Source organism: Pelagibacterium lentulum, from assembly GCF_003992625.1.
Taxonomy (GTDB): Bacteria; Pseudomonadota; Alphaproteobacteria; order Rhizobiales; family Devosiaceae; genus Pelagibacterium; species Pelagibacterium lentulum.
The window spans coordinates 86,581-112,707 of the sequence record NZ_RZMW01000043.1 but is presented as its reverse complement, the minus strand read 5'-3'; the positions used below and the strand labels follow the sequence as shown (position 1 = coordinate 112,707).

Genomic DNA, 26,127 nt, shown 5'->3' with positions numbered 1-26,127 from the left:
TCTTGCCTTGAACCATTGCTCTATGGAATGGATGAATCTAACACATGGATATTTCGATCATGGGTACAGCAGCAATAGCGTTCTATCGCACCGCGATTGGCAACGAACGATCACAGCCGCTGGCTGTAACTGGATTTGGTCGGCAAAGGATAAGTTCGGATATTTCCGGGCGAACACTTGAGAACTATGCCCTTGTCTGGATCGAGAGGGGGCAGGGCTGGCTGGAGACGGCAGCGTCGGGTCGGCATGTGATCGCGGCGCCTGCTGTGTTTTTTCTGTTTCCCGGTGATGAACACGCTTATGGCCCTGACCGTGACACGCAGTGGGACGAGCGCTGGGTGTTATTTGAGGGTACTTTGGCCAATTGGCTTGAACAACATGGACTAATTGAGCGGACGGAGCCGCATATTCCCTCTGCCGACGACCCGGAATTGGCGCATCTGTTTGGCATGGTGCACACTCATCTGCTCAAAGATGAGCCCTCGAGCGGCGCAATGGCTGCTGCAGCTCTGCATTTGCTCATTCTCCGTGCGGTCAACGCGCGCAAATCACCTGTAGCTGAAAGTGAAAGATCGGCGGATCGTGCTTTGCGGGCGCTCAGGACGCGCGTCAATGAGGATGTGCCGTTGGATATGCTAGCCAATGAGTTCGACGTTGCGACCGTGACATTGCGGCGACGGTGCCACGAAATCCACGGCGTTTCGCCCAAGGCGCTGCATATCAGGCTGCGGCTTGATCGCGCCAAATATCTGCTGGCCATGACTGATGAAAGTATCCAGGCCGTTGCCGCTGGTGTTGGTTTTAGCGATCACTTCTACTTTTCGCGTCTCTTTGCAAAGCGTGAAGGTTGTTCTCCCTCGGAGTTTCGTCGTCGCAACCAGCGTGTCTGAAAACCATGTTGGCTAAGGCGATGTCGGAGGGCGAGGCAGGCACAGTCAGCCCGCTGCCGTGCGTGAGTTTACAGGCGCGAATGGCTATCTTGTCCGTGTGGAAAGCTGGCTGAAATCGGGTTTCGTTTGAGCCGGAATATTGATTGCCGTTAGCGTTGCGAATTTGCGCCGGTATGCTGCAGGTGTCAGCCCCGTTCGCCGTTTGAACAGGCGGCCAAACGATGTAGGATCGTCATAGCCGACGGCGTACCCTGCGTCTTCGATCGATAGCCTGCCGGTTTCCAGAAGCTGCTTGGCCTCCTCGACGCGGATCAGTTGCACATATTCGAGAGGGGTAATGCCAGTCGCCGCCCGAAAGCGCCGGGTGAAATTGCGCTGAGACAGCCCGATCTTGTGCGCCAGCTTTCCGACAGGGTTGTGGGTGGCATAATTGTCGGCAATCCATATCTGGGCATCCCGGACCGCCGCATCGGTCGACTGGATACGCGGCGTACTCACGACATAGGGCAATTGTCCCTCGGCATGCTCCGAAAACAGATAGATATTGGCCGTCTGCACCGCGTGCTCGTGCCCACAGAACCGCGCGATGAGGTAGAGCGCCAGATCTTGCCATGCGCTGACGGCGCCCGTCGTAATGATCCGCTCGTCTGGCCCCGCGCAGCATAGGGCCAAATCCTCCCGCATGACGACCTTGGGATAGTAATCGCGGAAGGTTTGTGCATAGCACCAGTGCCCTGCGGTCTCCATACCATCGAGAAGTCCCGCTTCGGCGAGGATCAGCGATCCCGAACACACCGAAGCCACGAGCGCGCCACCCTCGTACATCCGTCGAAGCCATGCTGTTTCGGCGCGGTAGAGACCAAAGGGCGGCCTGTCGATTGGCTGGTACATATCGCAGACAATGGCGATATCGGTGCTCTCGATGTCGGCCAATGCTTCGTCCGGCTCCACAATCACATGCCCAAAGCAGCGAAAAGGGTCTCGGTTCTCAGCAGCAACCTTGACCGAAAACAGTGGTTCACCGGGGTTTCCGGTCGTCACTTCCGAATAAATCGCGCCGACGGAGCCGAGGACGTCCAGCAGCCCATAGAGGACCAGTGCAGACGTTTCGGCTGACGCCAAGACATGCACGCGGGGCCGTTTATCGGGGTGAAGGCTCATACGCGTTCCTTCCGGGATGACGTATTTGGCCGTTTCCTGCCCATTCTGCCACTTGGTGGAGCAAGGCTCAAGAGTAGCATGGCTGTAGGGTCCGCATGTGCGGGCCGCGCAGTTCGGGAGGTTCATATGTCTGCAGCGATGGAACGTGCGGTACACCATTTCCAGGAGCGCTTTACAGGGGACGTGATTGCGCCTCCCGACAGCGGCTATGACGATGCGCGCCAACTCTTCAACGGCATGATTGACAGAAAGCCCGCTCTGTTTGCCCAATGCCGCAGCGTAGCCGATGTTCGGAGCGCACTTGCTTTCGGGCAGGAGAGGGGCATGGACATAACCGTTCGCGGTGGCGGTCACGGTGTGGCCGGGCGCGCGCTTGTCGATGGCGGCCTTGTTATAGATTTGCGCCACATGAACACCGTAACCGTCGACCCTGACGCGCGCACGGCGACTATAGCGGGCGGGGCGACGATGGGGAATCTCGACCGGGCAACCGAACCATTTGGGCTTGCTGCGTGCGGGGGACGCGTTTCGACGACGGGCGTTGGCGGATACCTGCTTGGCGGTGGCGATGGCTGGATGGCGCGCAAGTTCGGGCTGGCGTGCGACAATCTGGTTTCTGCTGAAATCGTTACGGCGTCCGGCGAGGTGGTCCGGGCGAGCGAGACCGAAAATTCCGAGTTGTTCTGGGCGTTGCACGGTGGCGGCGGCAACTTCGGGGTTGCGACCGCGTTCACCGTCCGCCTGCACGATCTTTCCACCGTTACGGCGGCCCTGCTGTTCTGGCCCCATGAGCGTGGCGAGGAGGTGGTGCGGACCTATCGCGACTTTATGGAGGCCGCGCCCGACGATGTCGGAGGAGCGGTGTTGTATATGACAGGTCCCGACGAGGAATTTGTTCCTGACGTGCTCAAGGGAAGGCTGTGCTGCGCCATACTGCTGATTTGCCCTGGCGAGGAAGACGTGGGGCGCAAGGCCCTCGCGCCGATGCTCAGTCTGGGCCATCTGGGCGAGATGGTCGTTGCGGTACCCTATGCCGAGTTGCAGTGCATGCTCGACGACCCTCCCGGCTTGCGCAATTACTGGTCGGTGGAGTATCTCAGCAGTCTTCCCGATGCGGCTGTGGCGGCATTCTGCAAGGCGGCGGAATCGATGATTGTGCCATCGGCAACCCAGCACCCCGTGTTTCCGCAAGGTGGAGCGATAGCGAGAGGGCCAGCGGAGTTCCCCATTCCCTGGCGGCATGCACCATGGGCGGTTCATCCCTTCGGCCTTTGGGAAAGTCCTGCGGACGACGCGCGGGGTATCGCTTGGGCGCGCGGCGTGCGTCAGGTCATGAAACCTTGGGCCAGCGGCGATGTTTATCTCAACTTTATCGGTGGCGACGAAGGCGCGGACAGAGTGATCGCGGGTTGGGGGGAGGAAAATTACAGCCGCCTAGTCAAGGTCAAAAGGCAATTTGATCCCGATAACGTGTTTCGGCATAACCACAATATCGATCCCGATTGGACCGGGTGAGGGGACTAGTGCTGGCTCACATTTGGGCCTGCACCTCAGGTCCTGTCCCATCCTCTGCTGTTATCGTCCGCGGGCGAAGCCGAGGAGCCCGCGCCCTGATGGCGCCGCGCCGTACGACAAGAAAAACCCGCGTGAGGCAAAACAATGCACCTAGTCGCCGCGATAGGCTGCCTCAAGATCGGCGACGATCAGCTTTTTCATGCCCATCATGGCCTCGGTCGCGCGCTTCGCGCCCTCAGAATCAGGGCCGGATATGGTCTTGAACAAAGCGTCGGGGACGATCTGCCAGGAGATGCCGAACTTATCCTTGAGCCAGCCGCATTGCACTTCCTTGCCGCCGTCGGCTGTAAGCGCAGTCCAGTAGTGGTCGACCTCTGCCTGGTCTTTGCAGGAGACGAACAGCGAAATCGAATCATTGAACGCATCGTGCGGCCCGCCATTGAGGCCCATGAACTTTTGGCCTGCCAACTCGAAGGTCGCAGTAAAGGCGGGACCATCCGGGGTCTGGCGCTGAATATGGGTGATTTTCGAGTCGGGAAATGTGGCGGAATAGAGGGCCATCGCTTCCTCCAACTGGTTATCGAACCAGAGAAAAGGTGTGATCGTTGTCATGGATGAGCTCCTCCAAAATTCCCCAGCTATTGTATATCTAATTAGTTATATAAGTTAGACGCGTGTGTCAACGGTGCCCGGCGGGCGAGGCGAGGAGGGGTGATTGTTAAGAATGCGTGACTCAGGCACACTCCGGCATCGCATTTTGCACGATGGTTAACGAAAATGATCAATTTGTTAGGGTCTGGTTAACGAATTGAGAGCTACATCTTGGGTACACAGCCACTATGGGGCCAGAGATGACTATCAACCTACAGATTCCCGGAATTCAAGAGCTTAAGCCGCGAATCACCGTCTTTGGCGTCGGTGGTGCGGGCGGCAACGCCGTCAACAACATGATTAACTCGGGCCTTGAGGGCGTTGAGTTTGTGGTCGCCAATACCGATGCCCAGGCGCTCGCGCTTTCGCGCGCGCAGCGTGTGATTCAGCTCGGTGTCGGTGTAACCGAAGGTCTTGGCGCAGGTTCGCACCCCGAAGTCGGGCGCGCTGCGGCCGAGGAAAGTTTTGACGAACTTAACGATCACCTTTCCGGTTCGCATATGGTGTTTATCACCGCGGGGATGGGTGGTGGTACCGGTACCGGTGCTGCGCCGGTCGTCGCTCGCGCTGCACGCGAGCAGGGTATTCTGACGGTTGGTGTCGTGACCAAGCCGTTCCAGTTCGAGGGCAATCGCCGCATGATGCTGGCGAATGAGGGTATCGATGAGCTGCATCGTCATGTCGATACGCTGATCGTAATTCCCAACCAGAACCTTTTCCGCGTCGCCAACGAAAAGACCACCTTTGCAGATGCGTTCGCAATGGCTGACGAGGTGCTGTTCTCGGGCGTTGCCTGCATCACCGATCTGATGGTCAAGGAAGGTCTTATCAATCTCGACTTTGCTGACGTGCGCGCTGTCATGCGCGGTATGGGCAAGGCGATGATGGGTACCGGCGAAGCCGAGGGCGAAGATCGTGCGCGTCACGCTGCAGAGGCTGCCATCGCCAACCCGCTGCTCGATGATGTTTCCATGCAGGGTGCGCGTGGTCTTCTGATCTCGATCACCGGCGGCAAGGACATGACGCTTTATGAGGTCGATGAAGCGGCTTCGCGTATCCGCGAAGAGGTCGATTCCGACGCAAACATCATTCTTGGTGCGACGTTCGATGATAGCCTGCAGGGTAAGATTCGCGTGTCGGTCGTTGCCACCGGCACTGACGCGCTGATGGTTCAGGCGCTTGATCCGGTAAAGCCGAATGCAAATCGTGCCGCGCTTCAGGCCAAGCGTCCTGCCGATGCAGCCCCTGCCGCTCAGGTAGCTCCGGCTCCCGCTCCACAGCAAAAGCCCGCTGCGCCACAGCCGGCACCAGTTGCCGCGCAGATGTCGGACGAACAGTTTGAAGCCGCCGTTGCCCAGGCAATCCGCCACAAGGAAAGTGTCGAGCAGGCGCAGGCGCGTCCGCAGTCGCAGGACGATGGCGTGACCATAGAGCCCTATATTCCTTCTGCTCCAGTGCGTCAGCCGGTTGACGATGCGCCCCGTGCGCCGGTCGAGGCAGCGATGCCAAAGCCCTATGTGCCGTCCGGTGCGGAGCGTCCGCAGGTGCAGCGCCGCATTCCGCGCGCCGACGAAATGCCCCAGGTTGCGCGCCAGCAGATGGAGCAGCCCCGCGCTGAAGAACCGCGCAACGCGCGCGCGTTGTTCCGCCGTCTGGCCTCCAATGTCGGCCTCAACCTTGGCGGTGATGGTGTTCAGGAGCATGAAGCCGATCGTCGTCAGCCCGAGTTTGACGACATGGCTGCGCGCAGCGCTATCGAGGCCGCCACGCCGCGTCCTGCTCCGCAACGCCCGCAGAATGAAGGCGCGACGGGACAGTTTGACGCACATGGCCGTGCGCCCGCAAAGGCTCCTGCCAAGGAGCAGCTGGAAATTCCAGCGTTCCTGCGCAAGCATGGCTAATTAGCAACAGCAGAAAAATTGAGACAAATCAGGTCTGGCGCGGGTTTCCCGCCAGACCTTTTTTCGTTACGAAGGCAAAAAGGGCGGTGTAACATTGTGCCCGGGAGTAACAATGAAGAATTATTCCGTACGTCAGAGTACGTTGAACCGTCCCGTTGAGTTTGCTGGCATCGGTGTTCACAATGGCAAGCCATCCCGGCTGATCATTTCACCTGCGGCGGCTGACAGCGGCTATCAGCTCTGCCGTCTCAATGCCGATGGCAGTTCTACCGATTCGGTTCGCGTGGCCTTCGATAAGGTCAGCAGGACAGCGCTGTGTACGGTCATCGATCTGGGCAATTCGGTTCATGTGTCGACAGTCGAGCACGTGATGGCAGCGCTGAGCGGCCTGGGTATCGATAACGCGCTGATCACCGTTGACGGCGAAGAATGCCCCATCATGGATGGCAGTGCGATGCCGTTCGTTTCGGCAATCCTCGATAGCGGGATTTCGGTGCAGGGGCCGCGCAAAAAGTTTATTCGTATCCTGCGGACGGTCACTGTTCGCGAGAATGATGCCTTTGCAAGTCTCGAACCGTATAACGGTCGCGCATTCGATGTCGAGATCGATTTCGACAATCAGTTGATCGGACGTCAGCGCATGATTCTCGATTGGTCGCCGCGCCGGTTCGAGCAGGACGTTGCCGCCGCACGGACCTTCGGTTTTTACAAGCAGGCAAAAGTTCTGCGGCAGGCCGGCTACGCGCTTGGCTCAAGCCTTGAAAATTCGGTTGCCGTCGATGATGACCGAATCCTCAATAGCGGCGGTTTGCGGTTTGACGATGAATTCGTTCGCCATAAACTGCTCGATGCCATTGGAGATCTTTCGCTTGCCGGTCTGCCGATTTACGGGCGGTTTCGGTCGTACAAGGGCGGGCATTCGCTCAATGCCCTTGTTCTGCAGTCGCTTTTTGCCGCCGAGCAGAATTATGAGATCCTCGATGCGGACGGTTTGCCCATGGAACTGGAGGGGCTTTCGGACTTGCCCGCGTCGCTGGAAATGACACCATACTTGCGTTCCATTGGGTGAATGGGCCATAACCCGTCACAGTTTTGATGAAATTGCCCATTAGCGGGTGGCAGGGGGATGACTTCCCATGATGCCGAAAATACGGAGCCGGTTGTGACACCAATTGCTAATATGCGTTCAATGGGAGCGGCAGTGCGCATGAGCGCTGCGGTTTTATTGATTACTCTGATTGCAGCTTGCTCGCCATTCGGCATGTTCGGCTCCAGCACGCCTGAAGAACCGATTGTTCCGGCCGAGGAGCTGTATTCGAGCGCGGTCGGTAATATGGAGGCAAACCGCTACCAGTCGGCCATAAGCGATCTGGAGAAGCTGGAACGCCAGCATCCCTATTCCGAATATAACGAGCGCGCCAAGGTCATGATCACCTTCGCCAACTTCCGGACACGGAAATGGCGCGAAACCGTTCTGGCAGCGGATCGCTTTCTAGCGCTCTATCCCCAGTCCTCCGAGGCGCCCTATGTTCTGTTCCTCAAGGGCAGCGCATATTACCAGCAGATCACCGACACAACCCGCGACCAGACCCACGCCGAAGATACTATCGATACGTTCGAGTTGCTGCAGTCGGCGCATCCGAACTCGCGCTATGCGCGGGAAGTGGGGCCGATGCTTCTGGTTGCGCGTGACCAGCTTGCGGGCAAGGAAATGTCGGTAGGTCGATACTATCTTGGCAACAACCAACATGCCGCAGCGATTAACCGCTTCCGTGTTGTGGTCGAAGAGCATGATCAGTCCAGCCATGTGGAAGAAGCGCTCTATCGCCTCGTGGAAGCCTATCTCCGGCTTGGCCTTGCCGGTGAAGCGCAAACCGCGGCCGCCGTTCTTGGCCACAACTATCCGAGCAGCGAATGGTATCAGCGCGGATTTGATCTGCTGCAACGCCAAGGGCTTGCGCCGCAGATGATGGCCGGGAACTGGCTATCGGGCCGCGCCTGACACCCAACTTAGCGACCCAAATTCAAGTTACCCCCGGTCATTGCACCGGGGGTATTCTTTTTTGGCCTGGATATTGCCCGCTATTGCGGGGCAAAAATGTTCTTGTTTTATTCTCATTGTCTTTTATTGTGCAAAGCCTGTTGAGGAGCTTCGTGCCAGTTTGCGGTGTGATGCGCAATGCGGTTAGGTCGGTGTGTAGGTTTGCCATTTCTTGAGGAGTGACGAGAGCAATGCTGACGACCTTGTCGGTACGCAATATTGTTCTGATCGATCAGCTTGATCTTGCATTTGAAACCGGGCTGACGGTTTTGACCGGGGAAACGGGCGCCGGTAAATCGATCCTTCTCGACGCGCTGACGCTGGCGCTCGGCGGTCGTGGTGATGCCGCGCTCGTGCGCCAGGGCACAGAAAGCGGACAGGTTGTTGCCGTTCTCCATCTACCCGACGATCATCCCGCGCGCATTCTGCTTCGCGAGAGCGAGGTGGCGGACGACGCCGAAATTATCCTGCGCCGGGTGCAATATCCCGATGGACGCACGCGCGCTTTCATAAATGATCAGCCGGTTTCCGCAGGCCTGTTGAAATCGGTCGGGGCCCTGTTGGTGGAAATTCATGGCCAGCATGACGATCGCGCGCTTGTCGATGCAGCAACCCATCGGGCACTGCTCGATGCGTTCGGCGGCTATCCCGAAAAGCTGGCAGCAACCGCTGGGGCCTATCAGGCCCTTGTTGCGGCCCAGCGCGCGGTCGATGAACAAAAGGCTCTGGTTGAGCGCGCGGCGCGTGAAGAAGACTATGCGCGCCACATCGTTGAGGAACTATCCGCCCTCGATCCCCAGCCTGCCGAGGAAGAAGCGCTTTCTGAGCGGCGCCAATGGCTCATGGGGCTGGAAAAGGCTGCCGGAGAAGTCTCCGACGCTGACGAAATTCTCAATGGCACACAGGCTCCCGGACCAACGCTTGCGATGCTTTTGCGTCGGCTGACCCGCAAGAGCGACGCCGAGGCCGCACTATTTGCGCCCATGGCAGAAGCGCTCGATGCGGCCTTGGTCGCGCTCGATAGCGCCAATGAGGCACTGGATCATATTCGCCGTGAGATGGCGTTCGACCCGCGCGAGCTTGAGCAGGTCGAGGAGCGGCTTTTCGCGCTCCGCGCCGCGGCACGCAAGCATCAGGTCGACTGCGATGCGTTGCCCGAGGTGCTGGCACGTTATCGCGCCGATATTGAGGCGCTCGAAAGCGGCGCCGAGACATTGATAAAGCTGGAAGCAGACCTCAAGGACGCCGATGTAGCCTATCGCAAGGCGGCGCAGGCCCTAAGTGGTGCGCGCGCCAAGGCGGCCAAGGCCTTGAGCGATGCTGTGGGCAAGGAGTTGCCCGATCTGAAATTGGGCGCTGCCCGCTTTATCGTCGATCAGCAAATCGATGAGGATCGCGTCGCTGCATCCGGCTTCGATCAAATTGCTTTCCATGTCCAGACAAATCCGGGCACGGCAGCCGGTCCGATGATGAAGGTTGCATCGGGCGGTGAGCTTTCGCGTTTCCTTTTGGCGCTCAAAGTGGTTCTGGCCGATAAGGGCTCGGTTCCAGTGCTGATTTTCGATGAAATCGATACAGGCGTTGGCGGCGCGGTCGCCGATGCCATTGGCAAGCGTCTGGCGCGGCTTGCGCAATCGGTGCAGGTGCTCACTGTCACGCACGCACCGCAGGTTGCCGCGCGGTCTGGAATGCACATGCTCATCGAAAAACAGGCGATCTCGGAAGGCGCCTTCATGCGCACCCATGTCAAACCGCTCGATGCGGACGCGCGCGGCGAAGAACTTGCGCGCATGCTGGCAGGCGCCACAATTACCGACGAAGCACGCGCTGCTGCCCGGCGGCTTATGAGTGAGGTTGGGGCATGAGTGCCGATATCGATGTCGGGGATTTGACCGAGCAAAGCGCAAAGGCGGAACTCGATCGTCTGCACAAGCTGCTTGAAGGGGCGGACAAGGCCTATTTCCAGGCCGACAACCCCGAAATGAGCGATGCCGACTATGACGCGGCAAAGCGGCGCTATATGGAAATCGAAGAGGCCTTTCCGACCTTGCGGCGGCCCGATTCGCTTTCGGAGCGCGTTGGGGCTGCACCGGCCGAAGGCTTTGCCAAGGTCCGGCACGCCGTGCCCATGCTCAGTCTCGGCAATGCCTTTTCCGATGAAGATGTCGCCGATTTTTTCGCGCGCGGTCAGCGGTTTTTTGAACGCGATAAGGGGCTCGAACTCGCCTTTACGGCCGAGCCCAAAATCGATGGGCTTTCGGCTTCGCTGCGGTATGAAAATGGCGTTTTTGTCCGCGGCGCGACACGCGGGGATGGCTCTGAGGGTGAGGACATCACCGAAAATCTCAAGACCATCGCCGACATTCCCAAGAAGTTGCAGGGGACCGGCTGGCCCGAAGTTCTAGAGGTCCGCGGCGAGGTTTATATGACCCATGCCGATTTTGCTGCGCTCAACGAGCGCTCTGCCGCGTCGGGCGGACAGGTCTATGTCAATCCGCGCAACACCGCTGCTGGCTCGTTGCGCCAGTTGGACCCGTCCATTACCGCCCAGCGCAATCTCAAATTTTTCGCCTATGGTTGGGGCGAGGTCAGCGAGCAGATTGCCGACACCCAGTTTGAGGCCGTACGACGGCTTGGCGATTGGGGTTTTGTCATCAATCCCCTGATGATGAGGACCACAAGCGTTGAGGCAATGATAGAGCATTACCGTAAGATCGAAGCCCAGCGCGCCACGCTCGGCTACGATATTGACGGTGTGGTTTACAAGGTGGACCGGCTCGATCTGCAGCAGCGTTGGGGCTTTGTTGCCCGTGCGCCGCGTTGGGCTATCGCACATAAATTCCCGGCCGAACAGGCAACCACCATCCTTGAAGCTATCGATATTCAGGTGGGGCGCACAGGCGCGCTCACCCCGGTTGCCCGCCTGCGGCCGGTTACGGTTGGCGGGGTCGTTGTCGAGAACGCAACGCTGCACAACGAAGACGAGATCATTCGCAAGGATGTCCGGGTCGGTGACACTGTTACGGTCCAGCGCGCTGGCGATGTCATTCCGCAAATCGTTGCCGTGGTCGATGACGAAGCGCATCGCGCGCGTACGAAATTTGAGTTTCCAACCAAATGTCCGGCCTGCGGTTCGGATGCGGTGCGTGAGGTCAATCCAAAGACCGGCAAAATTGATGCGGTGCGTAGATGCACGGGCGAGTTGATCTGCCCGGCACAAGCTGTCGAGCGTCTCAAGCACTTTGTTTCGCGTAACGCGCTCGATATCGACGGCTTGGGGGATAAACAGATTGCGGCGTTTTTTGCTGATGGCAGGATCATGCAGCCTGCCGACATTTTTACCCTCGAAGCGCGCGATGCCCGCAGCCTCAAGAAGTTGAAGGATCAGGAAGGCTGGGGTGATACTTCAGCCAAAAAGCTTTTCGCCGCGATTGATGCGCGCCGCACCCCAGAGCTTGACCGTTTTATTTTTGCGCTTGGCATTCGGCATGTTGGCGAGACGACAGGCGCGCTGCTGGCCAGGACGTTCGGCACAGCAGAGGCGTTTCGCGACAATGGCCTCGCCCTCGCGCAAGATAATCATGAGGCACGAGAGTTGCTCATGGCGGTCGACGGTATCGGTGAGACTGTCATTCAGTCCCTGACCCGATTTTTTGGCAATGAACGCAATGTGCGGGCGCTTGCCGATCTCATGGGGCATGTGCGGCCCGTCCCTTATGAAGTTGTCGCCAGCGGTCAAAGTCCGGTTTCGGGCAAGACAGTCGTTTTTACGGGCAGTCTCGAACGGATGACCCGTTCGGAAGCCAAGGCCATGGCCGAGCGGTTTGGCGCCAAGGTTTCGGGATCGGTATCTGCAAAGACCGACCTCGTGGTTGCGGGGCCGGGCGCGGGGAGCAAGCTTAAACAGGCTGAGACACTGGGTGTCGAAGTCATCTCAGAGGATGACTGGTTCACGCTGGTTGGCCAATAAAGGACGCGGCAATGAAGTTTTTGCGTAGTTTTTCGTTGGCCATTTTGCTGGCTGTTGCTGCCATTGGTGCCGCGCGGGCAGATACTGCCGGGACAATTCGGGAGCATCTTTATAATGGCACCAGTGCGGCCGGATACGAGGCCATGAGTGCCCTTGCCGCCGATGATCCGGAAGCGGCCTTTGGCGTTTCACTGTTTCGGTTTTTTGTCGGGATCGAGCAACTTGCTCAAGCCTTTAACGCCCACGGGTTTTCTCCCGAGCAGGGGATTTTCGTAAGTCCGTTGCTTGGAGCCGCTGGGCGCATTGCCGCACCGGATGAAGCGGTCAAGCCTCTGTCATATCAGGCCATGCGTTCCTATCTGGCAGATTTTGCAGTTGCGATGGACGAAGCCAAGGCGCTTTTGCTCACTGCGTCGCAATCGAATGAGTTTGCTGTTGAGATTGATCTTTTGCAGATACGCATCGATCTTGATGGGGATGGTGTTGGCGGTGAACACGAAGCGATTGGCGCGATATTGGGCCAGCTTGGCGGCATGGGCGCCAGGCTCGATATTTCCGATGCCGAACTTATCGACGTTCCCGAGGCGCGCTTTGCCTTCGATGCCGCCGATGCAATCTGGCTGGCCGGTTACAGTCAGGTGCTGGCCTTGCAGGCCGATTTTCTTCTTGCCCATGACTTCGAGGATTTTTTCGGCAGTTTCATGCACCGGTTTTTCCCCGGCGCCGGTTTGCCAATGGAACAGCATCTTTCAGGGCGCACGTTCTTTATGGATCGCGACACTGACCTTTTGATCGCCGATGCAATCGCCGCCATTCACACAATCAACTGGCCGGTCATCGAGCCGGAGCGGCTGGCCAATGTCCAGACGCGGCTTTTAGAGATCGTGGAACTTTCGCGGGCGAACTGGGCGGCAATTCTGGGTGAAACTGACGACCATCTTGAATTCATGCCCGGTCCGCATCAGACGCCTGTTTATCCCGAGATGGAAGTTAGCAAGGAGATGGTGCAGGCTTGGCTTGCGACGCTCGACAGCGCCGAGAAGATTTTTGCAGGCGAGTTGCTGATACCTCATTGGCGCTTTGCCGGGCTCGGCTTCGATCTCGTGCAATATCTTCAATCGGCGGAGCGGACCGATATCGTCCTGATCTTGACCGGTTATGGCGCGCTTCCCTTCTTGCGCGAGGGCAAGATTGCCAGCGCCAGGGATTTCGAGGCCGGGCTTGAAGTCTTTGGCGATGCAATCTGGGGTTATGCGCTCTGGTTCAATTGAGGCCGACCTGGCGCTTTTGCCAGGTCAGCGCTCCCCGATCTCAAAGCGGTGCCGTCGCAGCCTTGAGCCATTGGCGGTCGTCTTCATTGAGAGCCGTTGCAATGGTTTCATAAACGCTTGCGTGATAGGCGTTCAGCCATTCGCGTTCGTCTTTATCGAGTAGTTCGATTGCAATGAGTCGGCGATCAATCGGGGTAAGCGTAAGCGTCTCGAATTCGAGATACTTACCGTCGCCAACCTCACTTTGCCGGATGGCAATGAGATTCTCGAGCCGGATGCCGTATTCACCCTCGCGATAAAAACCCGGCTCGTTGGAAAGCACCATGCCTTCTTCCAACGCTACTGTGTAGCGCGGGGCGATGCCAGCAGGGCCTTCATGCACCGAGAGGTAGGCGCCGACGCCATGGCCGGTGCCGTGGTTATAGGTAAGACCAACCTGCCACAGATATTGCCGGGCGAGGATATCGAGTTGCGCGCCCGTCGTGCCGCGCGGGAAACGGGCGCGGGAAATCGCGATCATGCCCTTGAGGACACGCGTGAAGTGGTCCTGTTGCTCTGGCGTTACCGATCCGGTCGCCATTGTGCGGGTAATGTCAGTGGTGCCCGAGAGATATTGCCCGCCGCTATCGACAAGCATCAACTCGCCGGGCTGCAAGGTGCGATTGGTCTTGTTGGAAACCCTGTAGTGGACAATCGCGCCGTTCGGACCCGAACCGGAAATCGTCTCGAAACTGATCTCAACCAGATTGGGATCCTGCCGACGGAAGGCTTCAAGCTGCTTTACAATATCGATTTCTGTGAGAGTGCCGGTCGGAGCCACACGATCAAACCAGGCGAGAAACTTTGCCATGGCGATGGCATCGCGACGCTGGGCTTCGCGCATGCCTTCAAGTTCAACTGTGTTCTTCTTGGCTTTAGGCAGGAGAACGGGGTCGCGGGCCTCCATTAGCGTTGCACCGCCTTCAGAAAGCAAGGTTTTGACCTGCAAGGGCGCCGTCGCCGGATCGAACCAGACTGTGCCGCCTTCTCCGGCCAGCGCCGCCAACTCGACCTCAAAATTTGCCTTATCGCAAAGCTCGGCATGGCCAGAGAGCGCCTGCCGATGTTCAGCCCTCAGCTTGTCGGCGGAAACGAAAAGCTTTGGGATACCTTCCCGCCTGACGATGGCAAAGCCAAGAACGAAGGGATTATGCGGCACATCCTGGCCACGGATATTGAAGAGCCAGCATATCGATTCCGGTAGCGTGAATACGACGGCATCGGCATTTTCCTTTGCCAATGTCTCTCGCAGATCGGCCAATTTGTCGGCCGTCGACCGGCCAGTACGATTGGCGCCGAGCACTTCGATGGGGCCATCGGGTGGCGCAGGGCGATCCAGCCAGATGGCATCGACAAGGTTTGTGACCGGCTTCAATGTGATGCCAGCTTTGGCCGAGGTCTTTTCCAGTGCCTCGATCATGCCGGGGGTATGGAGCCAGGGATCGAAGCCGATTACAGCTCCTTTGGCAAAGTTCTGCGCGATCCAGTCGCCGGGCTGAGTCGTCGTCGTATCGACAATTTCAAAGATCGCGGTATCGGTTTGGGCCGGTGCCTGCAATGTATAGCGGCTATCCACGCAGAGCGCCGCCGTGTCGCTGCCGATGACCGCAAGCCCGGCCGAGCCCGTGAACCCGCTTATGAAGGCTAGCCGTGCATCGCAGTCCGGCACGTATTCGCCCTGATGCACATCGGCACGCGGAACCAGAAAGCCATCAAGCCCGGCTTTGCCGAGGTCGGTGCGCAGTGCTGCGACGCGTGGCGGCACGGTGGCCGGGTCGGCTGGTTCTTCAAAGGATTGAAAGACGGTGTCTGGAAAGGCGTGAGGCATAATGACCTGTCAGGCTTGAATAAATTAACCACTCATGCATGGGCGGCATGGCTGGTTTGCTCCTACCCCTCTAACTAGCAGAGGCAAACCGGAGTATCTATGGATCATCGAATTTGAAGTAACGCTTTTTCGCGTTGCAATGATGGAGAGATGAACATGGCTGAAGACAAAAGCTTCTTCCGCAAGGCCCTCGACGCAATGGTCGAAGCCCGCAGCCGCGAAGCTGCCCGCCAGATCGACCGTTACAGCCGCGTATATGGCTGCGATTTCGGCACATCCCGTAAGGGGAATGCTGAATAATTTCCGGCCAAGGCCATCCGGCCTTGACTGAGAAATTGAACCAAAGCCCCAGCGGCCCGCCAGCCGCCGGGGCTTTTTGCTATCGTTTTTCCAGGATCAAGGTGCTCCAGTCGCCGCGCTCGAGCCGGTCGCGCAAAATCATGCCCTGCATGCGATACGCCGTTACGATACGCGGAGCCTGCTTGTTTAAAAGACCGGACAGAATGATCGCGCAGCCCGGTTCAGCAATTTTGCCAATGCCGGGCGCGAGCGAGACCAACGGCGCTGCCAGAATGTTGGCGATAATCATGTCATAGGGGGCATTGCCCTGGATCGTCCGGTGATCGAGCCCTGCGGCGTCGACTGGAATGATGAGATGCCCCACGCCATTTTCCCGAGCGTTGTCGCGGGTAATATCGACGGCAAGCGGATCGATGTCCGAAGCAACAACCGGTACGCGGCGGCGCTTGGCAACGGCGATGGCTAGAATTCCGGTGCCGGTGCCCACATCGATCGGTCGAACGGGCTTTTTGCGCTTGAGAACGCGCTGGATCGCCTCAAGGCAGCCGGTTGTGGTTTCATGATGCCCGGTCCCGAAAGCCTGCGCCGCATCAATGCGGATCGGGGTTACGCCCAAGGGCGGCGCAACAGTCTCGTGGCTGCCATAGATGTAAAAGCCACCAGCCTGAACAGGCCTTAGCCCTTCCAGTGACCGGGACACCCAATCGGTCTCATCGTCGAGCGGATTGACGGAAAAGCCTACCTGACCGCCAAGAATCTCTTGTGCGAGCGCCTGAAACGCTTGCATGTCGGGCGGAGAGTCGCAGGTCGCCTCAAATACCCACTCTCCTGTTCCGGCATCTTCATGGGCCGACGCGGTAAGGGCGAGATCGTCTCGCTCCATCACGGCGTCGACAAGCGCATAGGCCTGATCCTTTGTGAGTGGGGTCGAAATCTGGTCCTGTGGCATAAGCATTCCGTCTGGCTGTGTTCGGTGGCGTTGTGAAGCGCGGTGCGGCCCAAGTCAACGATATAGCTTGGCCTCGTTGTTTTGCCTCACGGGCCGCACCGATCGCACATGACGGCGCTAGTTCTGCGCCTATGCGCTGCGCTGGCCCTCCGGCGGGGGGCGCGAAACGTCGCGCGGGCTCCTCGCCGTAGGCTTTCCATGGGGCAGTTCCAAAATCATCAAGCGCCCAAAAGAAAGCCCCTAGGTCGTCACCCTGGGAGACAGTGGATGAGGTTTCGCGCCAATGGCAACAAGTCGCAGGAAGGCGCTTTCATCGACAATGCGCAGGATGGCCGATGGCCCCGCTGGCATGAAAACGGGCAGGTTTGGGATTAGGGGGGGTATGCCAAGGGCAAGAAAGTTGGTCTTTGGAAAGTGTTTGACCCAGATGGCAGATTGAAATCGGAAAAAGATCATGGCCAGTAAACACGCCAAGTCCGCAAGGCCGATCAAGCAGGAGCGACGCGCTCCATGAATAGTCTGGCCGTGAAGGCGAATGAGGGAGTGGCCTTTGGGGTTTGTCGACAAGATGCTCTGGTTCATCGAGAGCAATTTCCGCAAGACGATTGAGCTTGAAGACATTGCAGATGCCTGTGGCGTTTCGCGTTTCCATATGTGCCGCGGCTTTGTCGCGGCAACCGGATATTCGGTCATGGATTATGTGCGCGGACGCAGGTTGACCGAGGCAGCGCGGTTGCTGGCTGTTGGCGCGCCCTCGATTCTCGATGTGGCGCTTGAAGTCGGCTACGGTTCCCACGAGGCTTTCACACGCGCGTTTCGCGAGCGGTTCGGGGTAACGCCCGAAGGCTTGCGGGATGGGCAATACATAATGTCATCACTGCTTGTGGAGCCAATCAGAATGAATACTGCAGCACAAACCCGCGTTTCACTCGAACCGCCCCGGCGCGAAAAACTCGGGCCATTGACCCTTGTGGGGCTGGGGCGCGTCCATCGCTATGACAACAATAGCGGGATACCCTCACAATGGACCGATTTCCAGGCCTATGAGGGCACGCTGGGCGAGACCGAAAACATCTGGTTCGGCGTCTGTACGGATTTCAATGAGGAGGATAGCAGTTTTCGCTATATGTGTGCGGTGATCGCGCCGGACACCGGCGGTTTGCCTGACGAACTCGATGTTCTCAAGCTGCCGGAACAGACTTATCTGGTTTTCACCCATCGCGAACATGTGTCGCAAATACAGGCAACCATGAAGGCGATCTGGAGCGACCATATTCCCAATAGCGATGTTACTGTAAACGGGTTGGAGGCCGTGCTGGAACGCTATGACGAGCGCTTCCACCCTGTAACCGGTCGTGGTGGATTCGACATCCTGATCCCGATCAAGGCTTAAAGGGCGTCAACCAGCGGCAGCAACTGGCTCAGATCGGCGATCTTGCGATAGCGTGGCGTATCTTTGGGTTCGTCGGCGTGCTCATATTCCCATGTCAGTTGATGGGGCACATGTATGCCCCATCCGCCAGCCTCAATGGCCGGGATCACATCCGAACGTAGCGAATTACCCACCATCATGGCCCGATCCGGCCCATCGCCATGGGCGGAGAAGGCACGGGCATAGGTGGCAGCGGACTTGTCCGAGACGATTTCGACGGCGTTGAAAAATTCGCCAAGGCCGGATTGGGCCAGTTTGCGCTCCTGATCGAAAAGATCGCCTTTGGTGATGAGAACGAGGGTATGATTGCCGGTCAGCGCTTCGAGCGTATCGTGGACGTGAGGCAGGGTCTCTATCGGGTGTGAAAGCATTTCTCGGCCGGCATTGACGATGCGGCCGATCACTTCGCCCGGCACCTTGCCATCGGTGACTTCAATGGCAGTTTCGATCATCGACAGGGTAAAGCCCTTTATGCCGAAGCCATAATGAGCAAGGTTGCGCTTTTCCGCTTCGAGCAAGCGCGCTGCCAGGTGTTCGGGTTCCGCATAGCCGGACAAAAGCTCGGTAAAATGACCCTGGGTGAGCCGGAAGAAATGCTCGTTTTCCCAAAGCGTGTCGTCGGCATCGAACCCGATGGTCGTAAGGCGGGTCATTGGCCGGAAAAGACGGAAAGGCCGGTGTAGGTCAGCCATTGCACGGCATAAAACAGCGCGATGACGGCGGCGAGAAAGGCAGCGAACTTGAAGGCGGCGCGGCCCATCGCCTTGTTATGCGCGTCGCTGCCATATTCGGGCTTCTTGCCGTTCTTTTCTGCCATCAATGAAAACCTTCGCTACCGTGTCGTCGGGGCGAAGGTGTGATTTTTGTGCGCCTGCGTCAAGGTGGGGGAGGCACCTCACCCATCCAGCTTGCGCTTCAATAGCTTGATGCGGTTTTCCGCCTCCAGATGCGTGATGTTTTCATCATAGGCGTCGGGCTCCTCGGCGCGCTGGGACAGGCAGAGCAGTTCAGCCTTTTGGGCGCTCGTCATCGGCCCGCCACCTGAAAGCTCATCTTCGTGGTCGTTGACACGAAAGGCATCAGGATTGGCGGTCGCGATATCGGAATGAATGGCGGACATTTTCGACGTCTCCTCGTTCTTGGATCAGAGAAACGGGGAGGGGTGGCGAGTAGTTCCGGGATGTTAAAAAGACTGTTCGCAGCGGAAGGTTTTGACCATGCTGACGAAGGCTCACCCCCGCTTTACAAAACTATCCAGCACCTTTTTCGGCCCGGCTTTTTCAAAATCGATGGAGAGTTTGTTGCCTTCGGTGGCGGTGACCGTGCCGTAGCCGAATTTGAGGTGCAAGACCCGTTCGCCGACATCATAGGCGGCGGATGGGCCGGACGAGCGGGCGACGAGATCACCGTCGATTGTCAGCGGGCCGGGGCTTTTGCGGCTTTGCTGCTGGCGCTGGGCGCGTTGCCAGCCGGGGGTCTCATAAACGCTGTCGAATGGATCACGGGCATCGAACCGGGTGGTCTGACGCCCGCCATAGGTATAGCCGCCATAGGACGAGCCGGTATCGGTGACTTCGACAACCTCTGTGGGCAATTCGTCGAGAAAGCGCGAGGGGATGGCCGATTGCCAGAGGCCGTGGATACGGCGGTTCTGAGCCAGTGAAATGCGGCAGCGTTTGCGGGCGCGGGTGATGCCGACATAGGCGAGGCGGCGTTCTTCCTCCAGTCCGGCAAGCCCGGATTCATCGAGCGCACGCTGGTGGGGGAAAAGCCCTTCCTCCCAGCCGGGGAGAAAGACGGTATCGAATTCCAGCCCCTTGGCCGAATGCAGCGTCATGATCGACACGGCGTCATCGGATGCGTCGCCTGAATCTCGGTCCATGACCAGCGCGATGTGTTCGAGAAAGCCACCGAGATTTTCAAACTCTTCCATCGAGCGGATGAGTTCCTTTAAATTTTCCAGCCGGCCCGGCGCATCGGCGCTCTTGTCGTTCTGCCACATGGCGGTATAGCCGGATTCATCGAGCACCTGCTCGGCCAACTCGAAATGCGGGATAGTGCGCATCCGGTCAGCCCAGTCGTCGATCTGGCGCAGAAATTCGCGGAAGGTCGAGCGCTGCTTGGGCTTTAGCTCCTCGGTCTCGACCAGATCGCGGATGGCGGCGACCAGCGGGATATTGGCGGCGCGGGCGGTGTCGTGGACGATCTGCAGCGTGGCATCGCCCAGCCCGCGTTTGGGCACGTTGATGATGCGCTCGAGCGCCAGATCGTCAACGGGATTGGCGATGATGCGCAGATAGGCCAGCGCATCGCGGATTTCGCGGCGCTCGTAAAAGCGCGGGCCGCCGATAACGCGATAATTGAGGCCAAGCGTGATGAAGCGCTCTTCAAACTCACGCATCTGGAACGAGGCGCGCACGAGGATCGCCATGTCGTTGAGATAATCGCCCTGGCGCTGGAACTGCTCGATTTCCTCGCCGACCTGGCGGGCTTCTTCTTCCGAATCCCAGACCGAGGTTACAGCCAGTTTGTCGCCTTGTTCGCCCACATCGGTTTGCAAGGTCTTGCCGAGCCGGGACTCGTTATGGGCAATCAGGTGGGAGGCGGCGGACAGGATGTTGGAGGTCGAGCGGTAATTGCGTTCGAGCTTGATGACCTTGGCGCCGGGGAAGTCTTTTTCAAAGCGCAGGATGTTGTCGACCTCGGCGCCGCGCCAGCCATAAATAGACTGGTCGTCATCGCCCACAACGCAGATGTTGGATTGGGATTTGCCATCGCGCGACTGGGCCAGAAGGCGCAGCCAGAGATACTGGGCGGTGTTGGAATCCTGATATTCGTCCACCAGCATATAGCGGAAGCGGTCGTGATACTGGGCGAGGATTTCCGGGTTTTCCTTGAACAGGCGGATGCCTTCGAGCAGCAGATCGCCGAAATCGGCGGCGTTGAGGGTTTTGAGCCGGGCCTGATAATCGGTATAGAGTTTCTTGCCCTTGCCATTGGCGAACCAGCCGGCATCGGCTTCGGAAACGTCCTTTGGCAATTGGCCACGGTTTTTCCAGCCATCCATCATGGAGGCGAACTGGCGGGCGGGCCAGCGCTTTTCGTCGATATTTTCGGCGGACAGAAGCTGCTTGATGAGCCGGATCTGGTCGTCGGTATCGAGAATGGTGAAATCGGGGCGCAAACCGACCAGTTCCGCATGGCGGCGCAGGATACGCGCGCCGATGGAGTGGAAGGTGCCCAGCCACGGCATGCCCTCGACGGTGGCGCCGACAACCTTGGCAATGCGCTCCTTCATCTCGCGGGCGGCCTTGTTGGTGAAGGTGACGGCGAGGATCTGGCTGCCGCGTGCGCGGCGGGTCGCAAGAATGTGACCGATGCGGGTGGTCAGAACGCGCGTCTTGCCGGTGCCAGCGCCTGCAAGGACGAGCAAGGGGCCTTCGGTGCTCTCGACCGCTTCGCGTTGCTCGGCATTCAGCCCATCAAGATAGGCAGGCGCGCGGGCGCCGAACTGGGATGTAATGGGGCCGGACGGGCGATGCGGCGGAACGGCTGACATTGCGCGGTAATATATCCTTGGCGAATCTTATTTTGTTCTCACGCGCAGTATATAGGGGGATATGGCGCAAAAGTATATGCACGCCGGGGATTATGCGTGCTTGCGCACTGCCATAATGGCGTACAAAGTCTGTGCCAGAGAGCAGGTGACGGAATCGCATTGCGTGCTATTGTCCGTCACGTTTCGAGTATGCGTTAGAAAAACGAAAGTCGGCGTGGGTTGGCCAACCGGATTTACATTGCCATAGGCCTTTTGGCGATCTTGCTGATGGGTGCGGCATTTATTGTTCCGCATTTCATGAATTGGGATGCCTATAAACCCCGCATGGAGGCCTTGGCGAGCGAGGCGCTGGGGATCGAGGTGTCGATCGCCGGCGATATGGGCTTTACGTTGTTGCCGCAACCGCAATTGCGCATCGCCGACATACGGCTGGGGCCGCCGGACAATCCGCTGGGTCGGGCACAACATGTGCAGGCGAATTTCTCGCTGATGGACTTCCTGCGTGACCGCTATATGGTCACGGACCTGGCACTGACCGGGCCGGAACTGAACCTGACCATTAACGAGCAAGGGCAACTCGAAACCCCGATTGCCTTGGCCGAAAACGCTATTGCCAGCAATGTTTCGATTGCCCATGCCCGCTTTTCCGAAGGCGTCTTTGCAGTCACCGATCAGCGCAGCGGGAATAGCTGGTCGGCGGTAGAGATAGACGGTGACATGCGCATGAACGCATTGCGCGGTCCGTTCACCGTGCAGGCGCAGGGGCTTTACGAGGGCGGGCGTTACAGCGCCCGCATCGGCACTTCGGCAATGAACCCGGAAGGCGCGATGCAGATCACCGCAGGACTGCGGCCTGAAAGCGGCACTTACTCGGTGACAATCGAAGGCTTGTTGCGTACAGGAGCGGCGCCGGATTTTGATGGTGCGCTGACCTATCGGCAAAGCCAGAGGCATCTGGTGGACGCCGACGCTGGCGATCTTGTGCTGACAAGCCCGATGCAGGCCGATGGCGAAAGGGTGCTGCTTAGCGACTTCACGCTTATGCCCGATGAAGATCAGGTTGCGACACGGCTGACCGGTTCGGCTTCAATCTCGCTAGGGGCAACGCCCAGCTTCGAGGCATCGGTATCGGGCGGGGTCGTACCGCTTTTGCCGCGCGTGATCGAGGACGATGGCGAGGGGCAGCCTTTCGCGCTGCTCAAGCTGCTCCGGGAAATGCCCGAGCCGATGATGCCGGCGATGCCAGGGCGTATCAGTATGGAAATCTCCGAATTGGGGTTGCGCAATGTCAGCCTGCGCGAAGTGCGTCTGGATGCGCAAAGCGACGGCGCTATGTGGAATGTCGACCGGCTTTCCGGCCGCATGGCGGGCGATACGATAATAAACCTCTCCGGCCAGCTTGGCCGCGCAGCGGGATGGCCTGCATTCGATGGGCAGATATCGGCATCGGCGGAGCGCCTGGATGCGCTGTCAGCCTTGTGGCGGCGGGCATCGGAAGGCAATCCGCTATTCGGGATGGCAGGCGGGCTTGAAGGCCGGTTGCAGCTTTCCAACGAACATTTGCGCATAAGCGATGCCATATTCACGCTCGATGGCACAAACCATTCGGGCAGTTTGCATATCCGGTTCGGCGAGCGCAGCGGCGCCGATGTCAGCGCACGGCTATCGGAAATGACGACGCGGCAGAGCCAGGCCTTGTTGGCGTTCTTGCCGGTTCTGGACGGGGGCGGGCGGTTTGGCGCGAGCTTTCCCGAGGGGCGGCTCGATCTTGTTGCCGCGGCGGGCAGTTTTGCCGGTCAGCGATTTCGCGACCTGTCGCTGGTTTCCAGTTGGGATGCGGATGGGCTGAGGGTGGATGGCCTTGCCGTGCAGGATTTCGGGGGCGCTGCATTTGAAGGATCGGCGCTTGTTTCAGGCACGCTGAATGCGCCTGTTCTTTCGGGCAGCGGTACGGTCCATGTGCGGCGTAATGCGGCGCTGCTCGACCTTATGTTCGGGCCAGCCGGGCCGGAAAATCGCCTGCGGCAGCTCGCCCAGATAAACCTGCCGGTTGAAATGAAGCTCGATCTGGATGCGCCGCGTCAGGATGGCGGCCAGACTGTATCGTTTGAAGGACGTGCCGGGCAGGTCGATCTATGGCTGACCGCAGATATCGCCGGGGGCGCATTTGCTTTTGGCAATGGGCACGCGACGCTCGCTTTGGAAGCTGTTGCCGATAGCGGTGTCGATCTGCTTGAGCAGTTTGGTATGGCACCGATCATCGCGGGCGAGGATGGTGCTATCCTCAATCTCTATGCCTATGGCAACCCGTCTTCACGCATGGAAGCGGAAGTGACTGTGGAAGGCGGTGGCGAGCGGATCGACTTTTCCGGTTCGCTCAACCTTGCCGATCTCGCCGCCATTCAGGGGCAGGGGCAGACCTCTTTCCTGTTGCTCGATTCCGTGGCGTTGATGGACATGTCCGGGGCCACCGGGGTTTATTTTCCCGGTCTTGAAGGGCAGGCGGATGTCGGCTTTGTTGGCAATCAAAGCGTAACGCTTTCCAATATCGCGGCTTTTGCCGGCGACCGGCAGGTGACGGGCGAACTTTCCTATGCGGCGCAGACTCGAAGCGCGACGGTGGGCGGCGCGCTTGCTTTCGATGCCATGGATGTGCAGACGCTGGGCGCAATGCTGGGCGGGCCGGCTTCGATGTTGCAACTGGAGACAGATGTGTGGCCCGACGGCCCATTCGACATCGGAGCATCCCAGCGCAGGACGCGCGGGCGTATCGCAATTCAAACCCCTGTCGTGTTTAATGGCGAGGTGGAAGTGTTGCGCGATACGCAGTTCGACTTTGCCTGGGACCATGAAGATGTGCGGATCAGAAGTTTGCAGGCGCAGTTGGGCACTGGCACCTTGACGCTGGAAGCAGGGCTGTGCTGCGCATCGCAACTTGCCGACAAGAGCCTTACAGGCCGCTTTGCCATCGAAGGGGTGGATCTTGAGGCACTGCTGCCATCCGATACTGCGAATATTGTCAGCGGGATCTTGAACGCCGGCGGTCAGTTTCAGGCCAATGGCGATAGTTTCGCCGCCATGGCCGACGCCTTGACCGGCGATGGTAGCTTCACCATTTCACAAGTGCGGGCGGAACGGTTTTCGCCAGCGGTTTTCGCTTCGGCTGCGAGCATAGACAACCTTGTGGAACTCGATCCGGAAACGCTGGAAATGCTGGTTTTGACAGCACTCGATTCTGGGCCGTTTCTGGCCGAAGAAGCGGGTGGGCTTTTCGTGATTGCCGGTGGCAACCTGCGTGTATCCAATATTGCCATGGATGGGCGCAACGCGCGGCTGCTGGGGAGCGGGCAGATCGACATTGCGCAATTGATGATCAATGGCGGATGGACGCTGGCATCAACCCAAAATCATGGCGGCAACGGACTGATTACCGAAACCACGGGCAGGATTGGTGTCAATGTGACCGGACCGCTCGATGCGCCTGAACGCGAACTCGATCTTACGCAGATGGTCGATGCCATTCAGATGCGGGCCTACGAACTTGAACTCGAAGAACTTGAACGGCTCCGGGCGGAACAGGAGGCACGCCAGCGCGCTGCGGCGGAAGAACAAGCGCGTATGATGGAAGAGGAAGCGCGGCGCCAGACCGAAGAATTGCTGCGCCAGCAGCGCGAGGAAGCCGAGCGGTTGGAAATGGAAGAGCGGTTGCGGTTCATCGAGGAGCTGGAACAGCAATTGCAGGATGCCAGTAGCCAGGCACAAGATGCAGCCGAACCAGACACCCAGGCTGCGCCAGCCCCTGTCGTGCCGCTCGTGCCGCCGCTGATTTTGCCGCCGGGCACTCCGGGGTCATCAATATTCATGCTGCCGCCCAGCGAGCCGGCTGAAAATCTATAGGCCTATTGCTCGCCCCTGAAGTGCTGGAGCACGGCAACCCTTATGGCGGAGGAAAGGTTTCCGGTCTGCCGGGATTGGTCGATTTCAGCGATCAGCTGGCTGACGGGCAGATCACGTGCCGCGGCCACGGTGTAAAGCGCTGCCCAGAATTCCGGCTCAAGCGCGATTGAGGTGCGGTGGCCGGCAATGGTGAGCGAACGCTTCTCCACCTGCGAAAATCAGGGTTTCTTGCGGAAAGAATCCAGACTCACGACCTTTTCGCCACCTGGTTCGTCATCGGGGCCGTCGGTATCGCCATTGTCCTGTGTCGCGTCGTCCGTATGATCGTCGTCGGTTTTGACGAGCTTGGGCTTGCTTGCATCGGTTTCCCCGACGTCAAATTGCAGGCCGAACTGGACGGAGGGGTCGAAGAAGCCCTTTACAGCCGAGAACGGGATATGAAGCGTTTCGTTCTGACCGTCAAAGGACAGCCCGACCTCAAATGCGGTGTCGGTGACTTTGAGATCCCAATACTGGTTTTGCAGAACGATCGTCATTTCCTTGTCGTACTGGGCCAAAAGACGCTGGCTGAGCCGAACGCCTGGGGCATGGGTCACAAAGGAAATGAAGAAATGATGTTCGCCGGGCAGGCCGGTTTTTGCGACCTCGGACAACACCTTCCGAACGACGCCGCGCAGGGCCTCCTGAGCCAGAATGTCGTAACGGATGTGATCTTCGGCCATA

The 26,127-nt window shown here is 58.7% G+C and carries 21 protein-coding genes; 11 read left to right on the top strand and 10 right to left on the bottom strand.

Going from position 1 to position 26,127, the window contains the following annotated elements; genetic code table 11:
- Positions 1–44: 44 nt before the first annotated feature.
- Entirely contained in the window at positions 45–890 is an 846-nt protein-coding gene (locus EO133_RS17475; protein ID WP_127073941.1) for an AraC family transcriptional regulator, read from the top strand.
- 84 nt (positions 891–974) lie between these two features.
- On the opposite strand, the gene EO133_RS17470 is transcribed toward EO133_RS17475, so the two are convergent.
- Positions 975–2,051: a GlxA family transcriptional regulator gene (locus EO133_RS17470; RefSeq protein WP_164735079.1), complete on the bottom strand. Its 1,077-nt coding sequence runs from the start codon at positions 2,049–2,051 to the stop codon at positions 975–977.
- Between the two features lie 126 nt (positions 2,052–2,177).
- On the opposite strand from EO133_RS17470, the gene EO133_RS17465 reads away from it, so the two are divergent.
- Complete coding sequence (locus tag EO133_RS17465; RefSeq protein WP_127073939.1) at positions 2,178–3,566, top strand: FAD-binding oxidoreductase; 1,389 nt, start codon at positions 2,178–2,180, stop codon at positions 3,564–3,566.
- 150 nt (positions 3,567–3,716) lie between these two features.
- On the opposite strand, the gene EO133_RS17460 is transcribed toward EO133_RS17465, so the two are convergent.
- Positions 3,717–4,178 (bottom strand): VOC family protein, encoded by a 462-nt coding sequence (locus EO133_RS17460; RefSeq protein ID WP_127073938.1) that lies wholly within the window; start codon positions 4,176–4,178, stop codon positions 3,717–3,719.
- A gap of 239 nt (positions 4,179–4,417) precedes the next feature.
- On the opposite strand from EO133_RS17460, the gene ftsZ reads away from it, so the two are divergent.
- The 6 genes from ftsZ (at position 4,418) to EO133_RS17430 (ending at position 13,400) form a co-directional block, all read left to right on the top strand.
- On the top strand, positions 4,418–6,118 hold the full coding sequence (gene ftsZ / locus EO133_RS17455) for a cell division protein FtsZ (protein ID WP_127073937.1): 1,701 nt from the start codon (positions 4,418–4,420) through the stop codon (positions 6,116–6,118).
- Between the two features lie 112 nt (positions 6,119–6,230).
- Positions 6,231–7,187 carry a UDP-3-O-acyl-N-acetylglucosamine deacetylase gene (gene lpxC, locus EO133_RS17450; protein WP_127073936.1) on the top strand — a complete coding sequence of 319 codons (957 nt, stop codon included), beginning with the start codon at positions 6,231–6,233 and terminating at the stop codon, positions 7,185–7,187.
- A 138-nt stretch (positions 7,188–7,325) separates the two neighbouring features.
- Positions 7,326–8,120 carry an outer membrane protein assembly factor BamD gene (locus tag EO133_RS17445; RefSeq protein ID WP_164735078.1) on the top strand — a complete coding sequence of 265 codons (795 nt, stop codon included), beginning with the start codon at positions 7,326–7,328 and terminating at the stop codon, positions 8,118–8,120.
- A gap of 230 nt (positions 8,121–8,350) precedes the next feature.
- Positions 8,351–10,024: a DNA repair protein RecN gene (gene recN / locus EO133_RS17440; RefSeq protein ID WP_127073934.1), complete on the top strand. Its 1,674-nt coding sequence runs from the start codon at positions 8,351–8,353 to the stop codon at positions 10,022–10,024.
- Positions 10,021–12,129, top strand: coding sequence for an NAD-dependent DNA ligase LigA (ligA, locus tag EO133_RS17435; protein WP_127073933.1), 2,109 nt, complete (start codon positions 10,021–10,023; stop codon positions 12,127–12,129). The genes recN and ligA overlap by 4 nt, the downstream gene beginning before the upstream one ends.
- 11 nt (positions 12,130–12,140) lie before the next feature.
- A complete protein-coding gene (locus EO133_RS17430; RefSeq protein WP_127073932.1) occupies positions 12,141–13,400 on the top strand; it encodes a hypothetical protein in 1,260 nt (419 codons plus the stop codon).
- Positions 13,401–13,440: 40 nt separating this feature from the next.
- On the opposite strand, the gene EO133_RS17425 is transcribed toward EO133_RS17430, so the two are convergent.
- Positions 13,441–15,267: an aminopeptidase P family protein gene (locus EO133_RS17425; RefSeq protein WP_164735077.1), complete on the bottom strand. Its 1,827-nt coding sequence runs from the start codon at positions 15,265–15,267 to the stop codon at positions 13,441–13,443.
- Positions 15,268–15,423: 156 nt separating this feature from the next.
- On the opposite strand from EO133_RS17425, the gene EO133_RS20345 reads away from it, so the two are divergent.
- Positions 15,424–15,567 carry a hypothetical protein gene (locus EO133_RS20345; RefSeq protein WP_164735076.1) on the top strand — a complete coding sequence of 48 codons (144 nt, stop codon included), beginning with the start codon at positions 15,424–15,426 and terminating at the stop codon, positions 15,565–15,567.
- 79 nt (positions 15,568–15,646) lie between these two features.
- Here the strand turns inward: EO133_RS20345 and EO133_RS17420 are convergent, their stop codons facing one another.
- Positions 15,647–16,516 (bottom strand): 50S ribosomal protein L11 methyltransferase, encoded by an 870-nt coding sequence (locus EO133_RS17420; protein ID WP_164735075.1) that lies wholly within the window; start codon positions 16,514–16,516, stop codon positions 15,647–15,649.
- Between the two features lie 535 nt (positions 16,517–17,051).
- Here EO133_RS17420 and EO133_RS17415 point away from each other — a divergent pair.
- The gene (locus EO133_RS17415; protein ID WP_244640697.1) at positions 17,052–17,909 is read left to right on the top strand and encodes an AraC family transcriptional regulator; all 858 of its coding nucleotides are present in this window, start codon (positions 17,052–17,054) and stop codon (positions 17,907–17,909) included.
- Here EO133_RS17415 and EO133_RS17410 read toward each other — a convergent pair.
- The 4 genes from EO133_RS17410 to EO133_RS17400 all read right to left on the bottom strand — a co-directional run bounded on the left by EO133_RS17410 (position 17,906) and on the right by EO133_RS17400 (position 21,507).
- Positions 17,906–18,601 carry an HAD family hydrolase gene (locus EO133_RS17410; protein WP_127073929.1) on the bottom strand — a complete coding sequence of 232 codons (696 nt, stop codon included), beginning with the start codon at positions 18,599–18,601 and terminating at the stop codon, positions 17,906–17,908. The genes EO133_RS17415 and EO133_RS17410 overlap by 4 nt on opposite strands.
- Complete coding sequence (locus EO133_RS20340) at positions 18,598–18,765, bottom strand: hypothetical protein (protein ID WP_164735074.1); 168 nt, start codon at positions 18,763–18,765, stop codon at positions 18,598–18,600. The genes EO133_RS17410 and EO133_RS20340 overlap by 4 nt, the downstream gene beginning before the upstream one ends.
- A gap of 78 nt (positions 18,766–18,843) precedes the next feature.
- Positions 18,844–19,068: a DUF3072 domain-containing protein gene (locus tag EO133_RS17405; protein ID WP_127073928.1), complete on the bottom strand. Its 225-nt coding sequence runs from the start codon at positions 19,066–19,068 to the stop codon at positions 18,844–18,846.
- A gap of 111 nt (positions 19,069–19,179) precedes the next feature.
- Positions 19,180–21,507 carry an ATP-dependent helicase gene (locus EO133_RS17400; RefSeq protein ID WP_127073927.1) on the bottom strand — a complete coding sequence of 776 codons (2,328 nt, stop codon included), beginning with the start codon at positions 21,505–21,507 and terminating at the stop codon, positions 19,180–19,182.
- Between the two features lie 219 nt (positions 21,508–21,726).
- On the opposite strand from EO133_RS17400, the gene EO133_RS17395 reads away from it, so the two are divergent.
- The gene (locus EO133_RS17395; RefSeq protein ID WP_280516105.1) at positions 21,727–25,404 is read left to right on the top strand and encodes an AsmA family protein; all 3,678 of its coding nucleotides are present in this window, start codon (positions 21,727–21,729) and stop codon (positions 25,402–25,404) included.
- Positions 25,405–25,406: 2 nt separating this feature from the next.
- On the opposite strand, the gene EO133_RS17390 is transcribed toward EO133_RS17395, so the two are convergent.
- Both EO133_RS17390 and EO133_RS17385 read right to left on the bottom strand, forming a co-directional pair.
- Complete coding sequence (locus EO133_RS17390; RefSeq protein ID WP_127073925.1) at positions 25,407–25,613, bottom strand: ribbon-helix-helix domain-containing protein; 207 nt, start codon at positions 25,611–25,613, stop codon at positions 25,407–25,409.
- Positions 25,614–25,622: 9 nt separating this feature from the next.
- Complete coding sequence (locus EO133_RS17385; protein WP_127073924.1) at positions 25,623–26,126, bottom strand: SspB family protein; 504 nt, start codon at positions 26,124–26,126, stop codon at positions 25,623–25,625.
- Position 26,127: the final 1 nt, after the last annotated feature.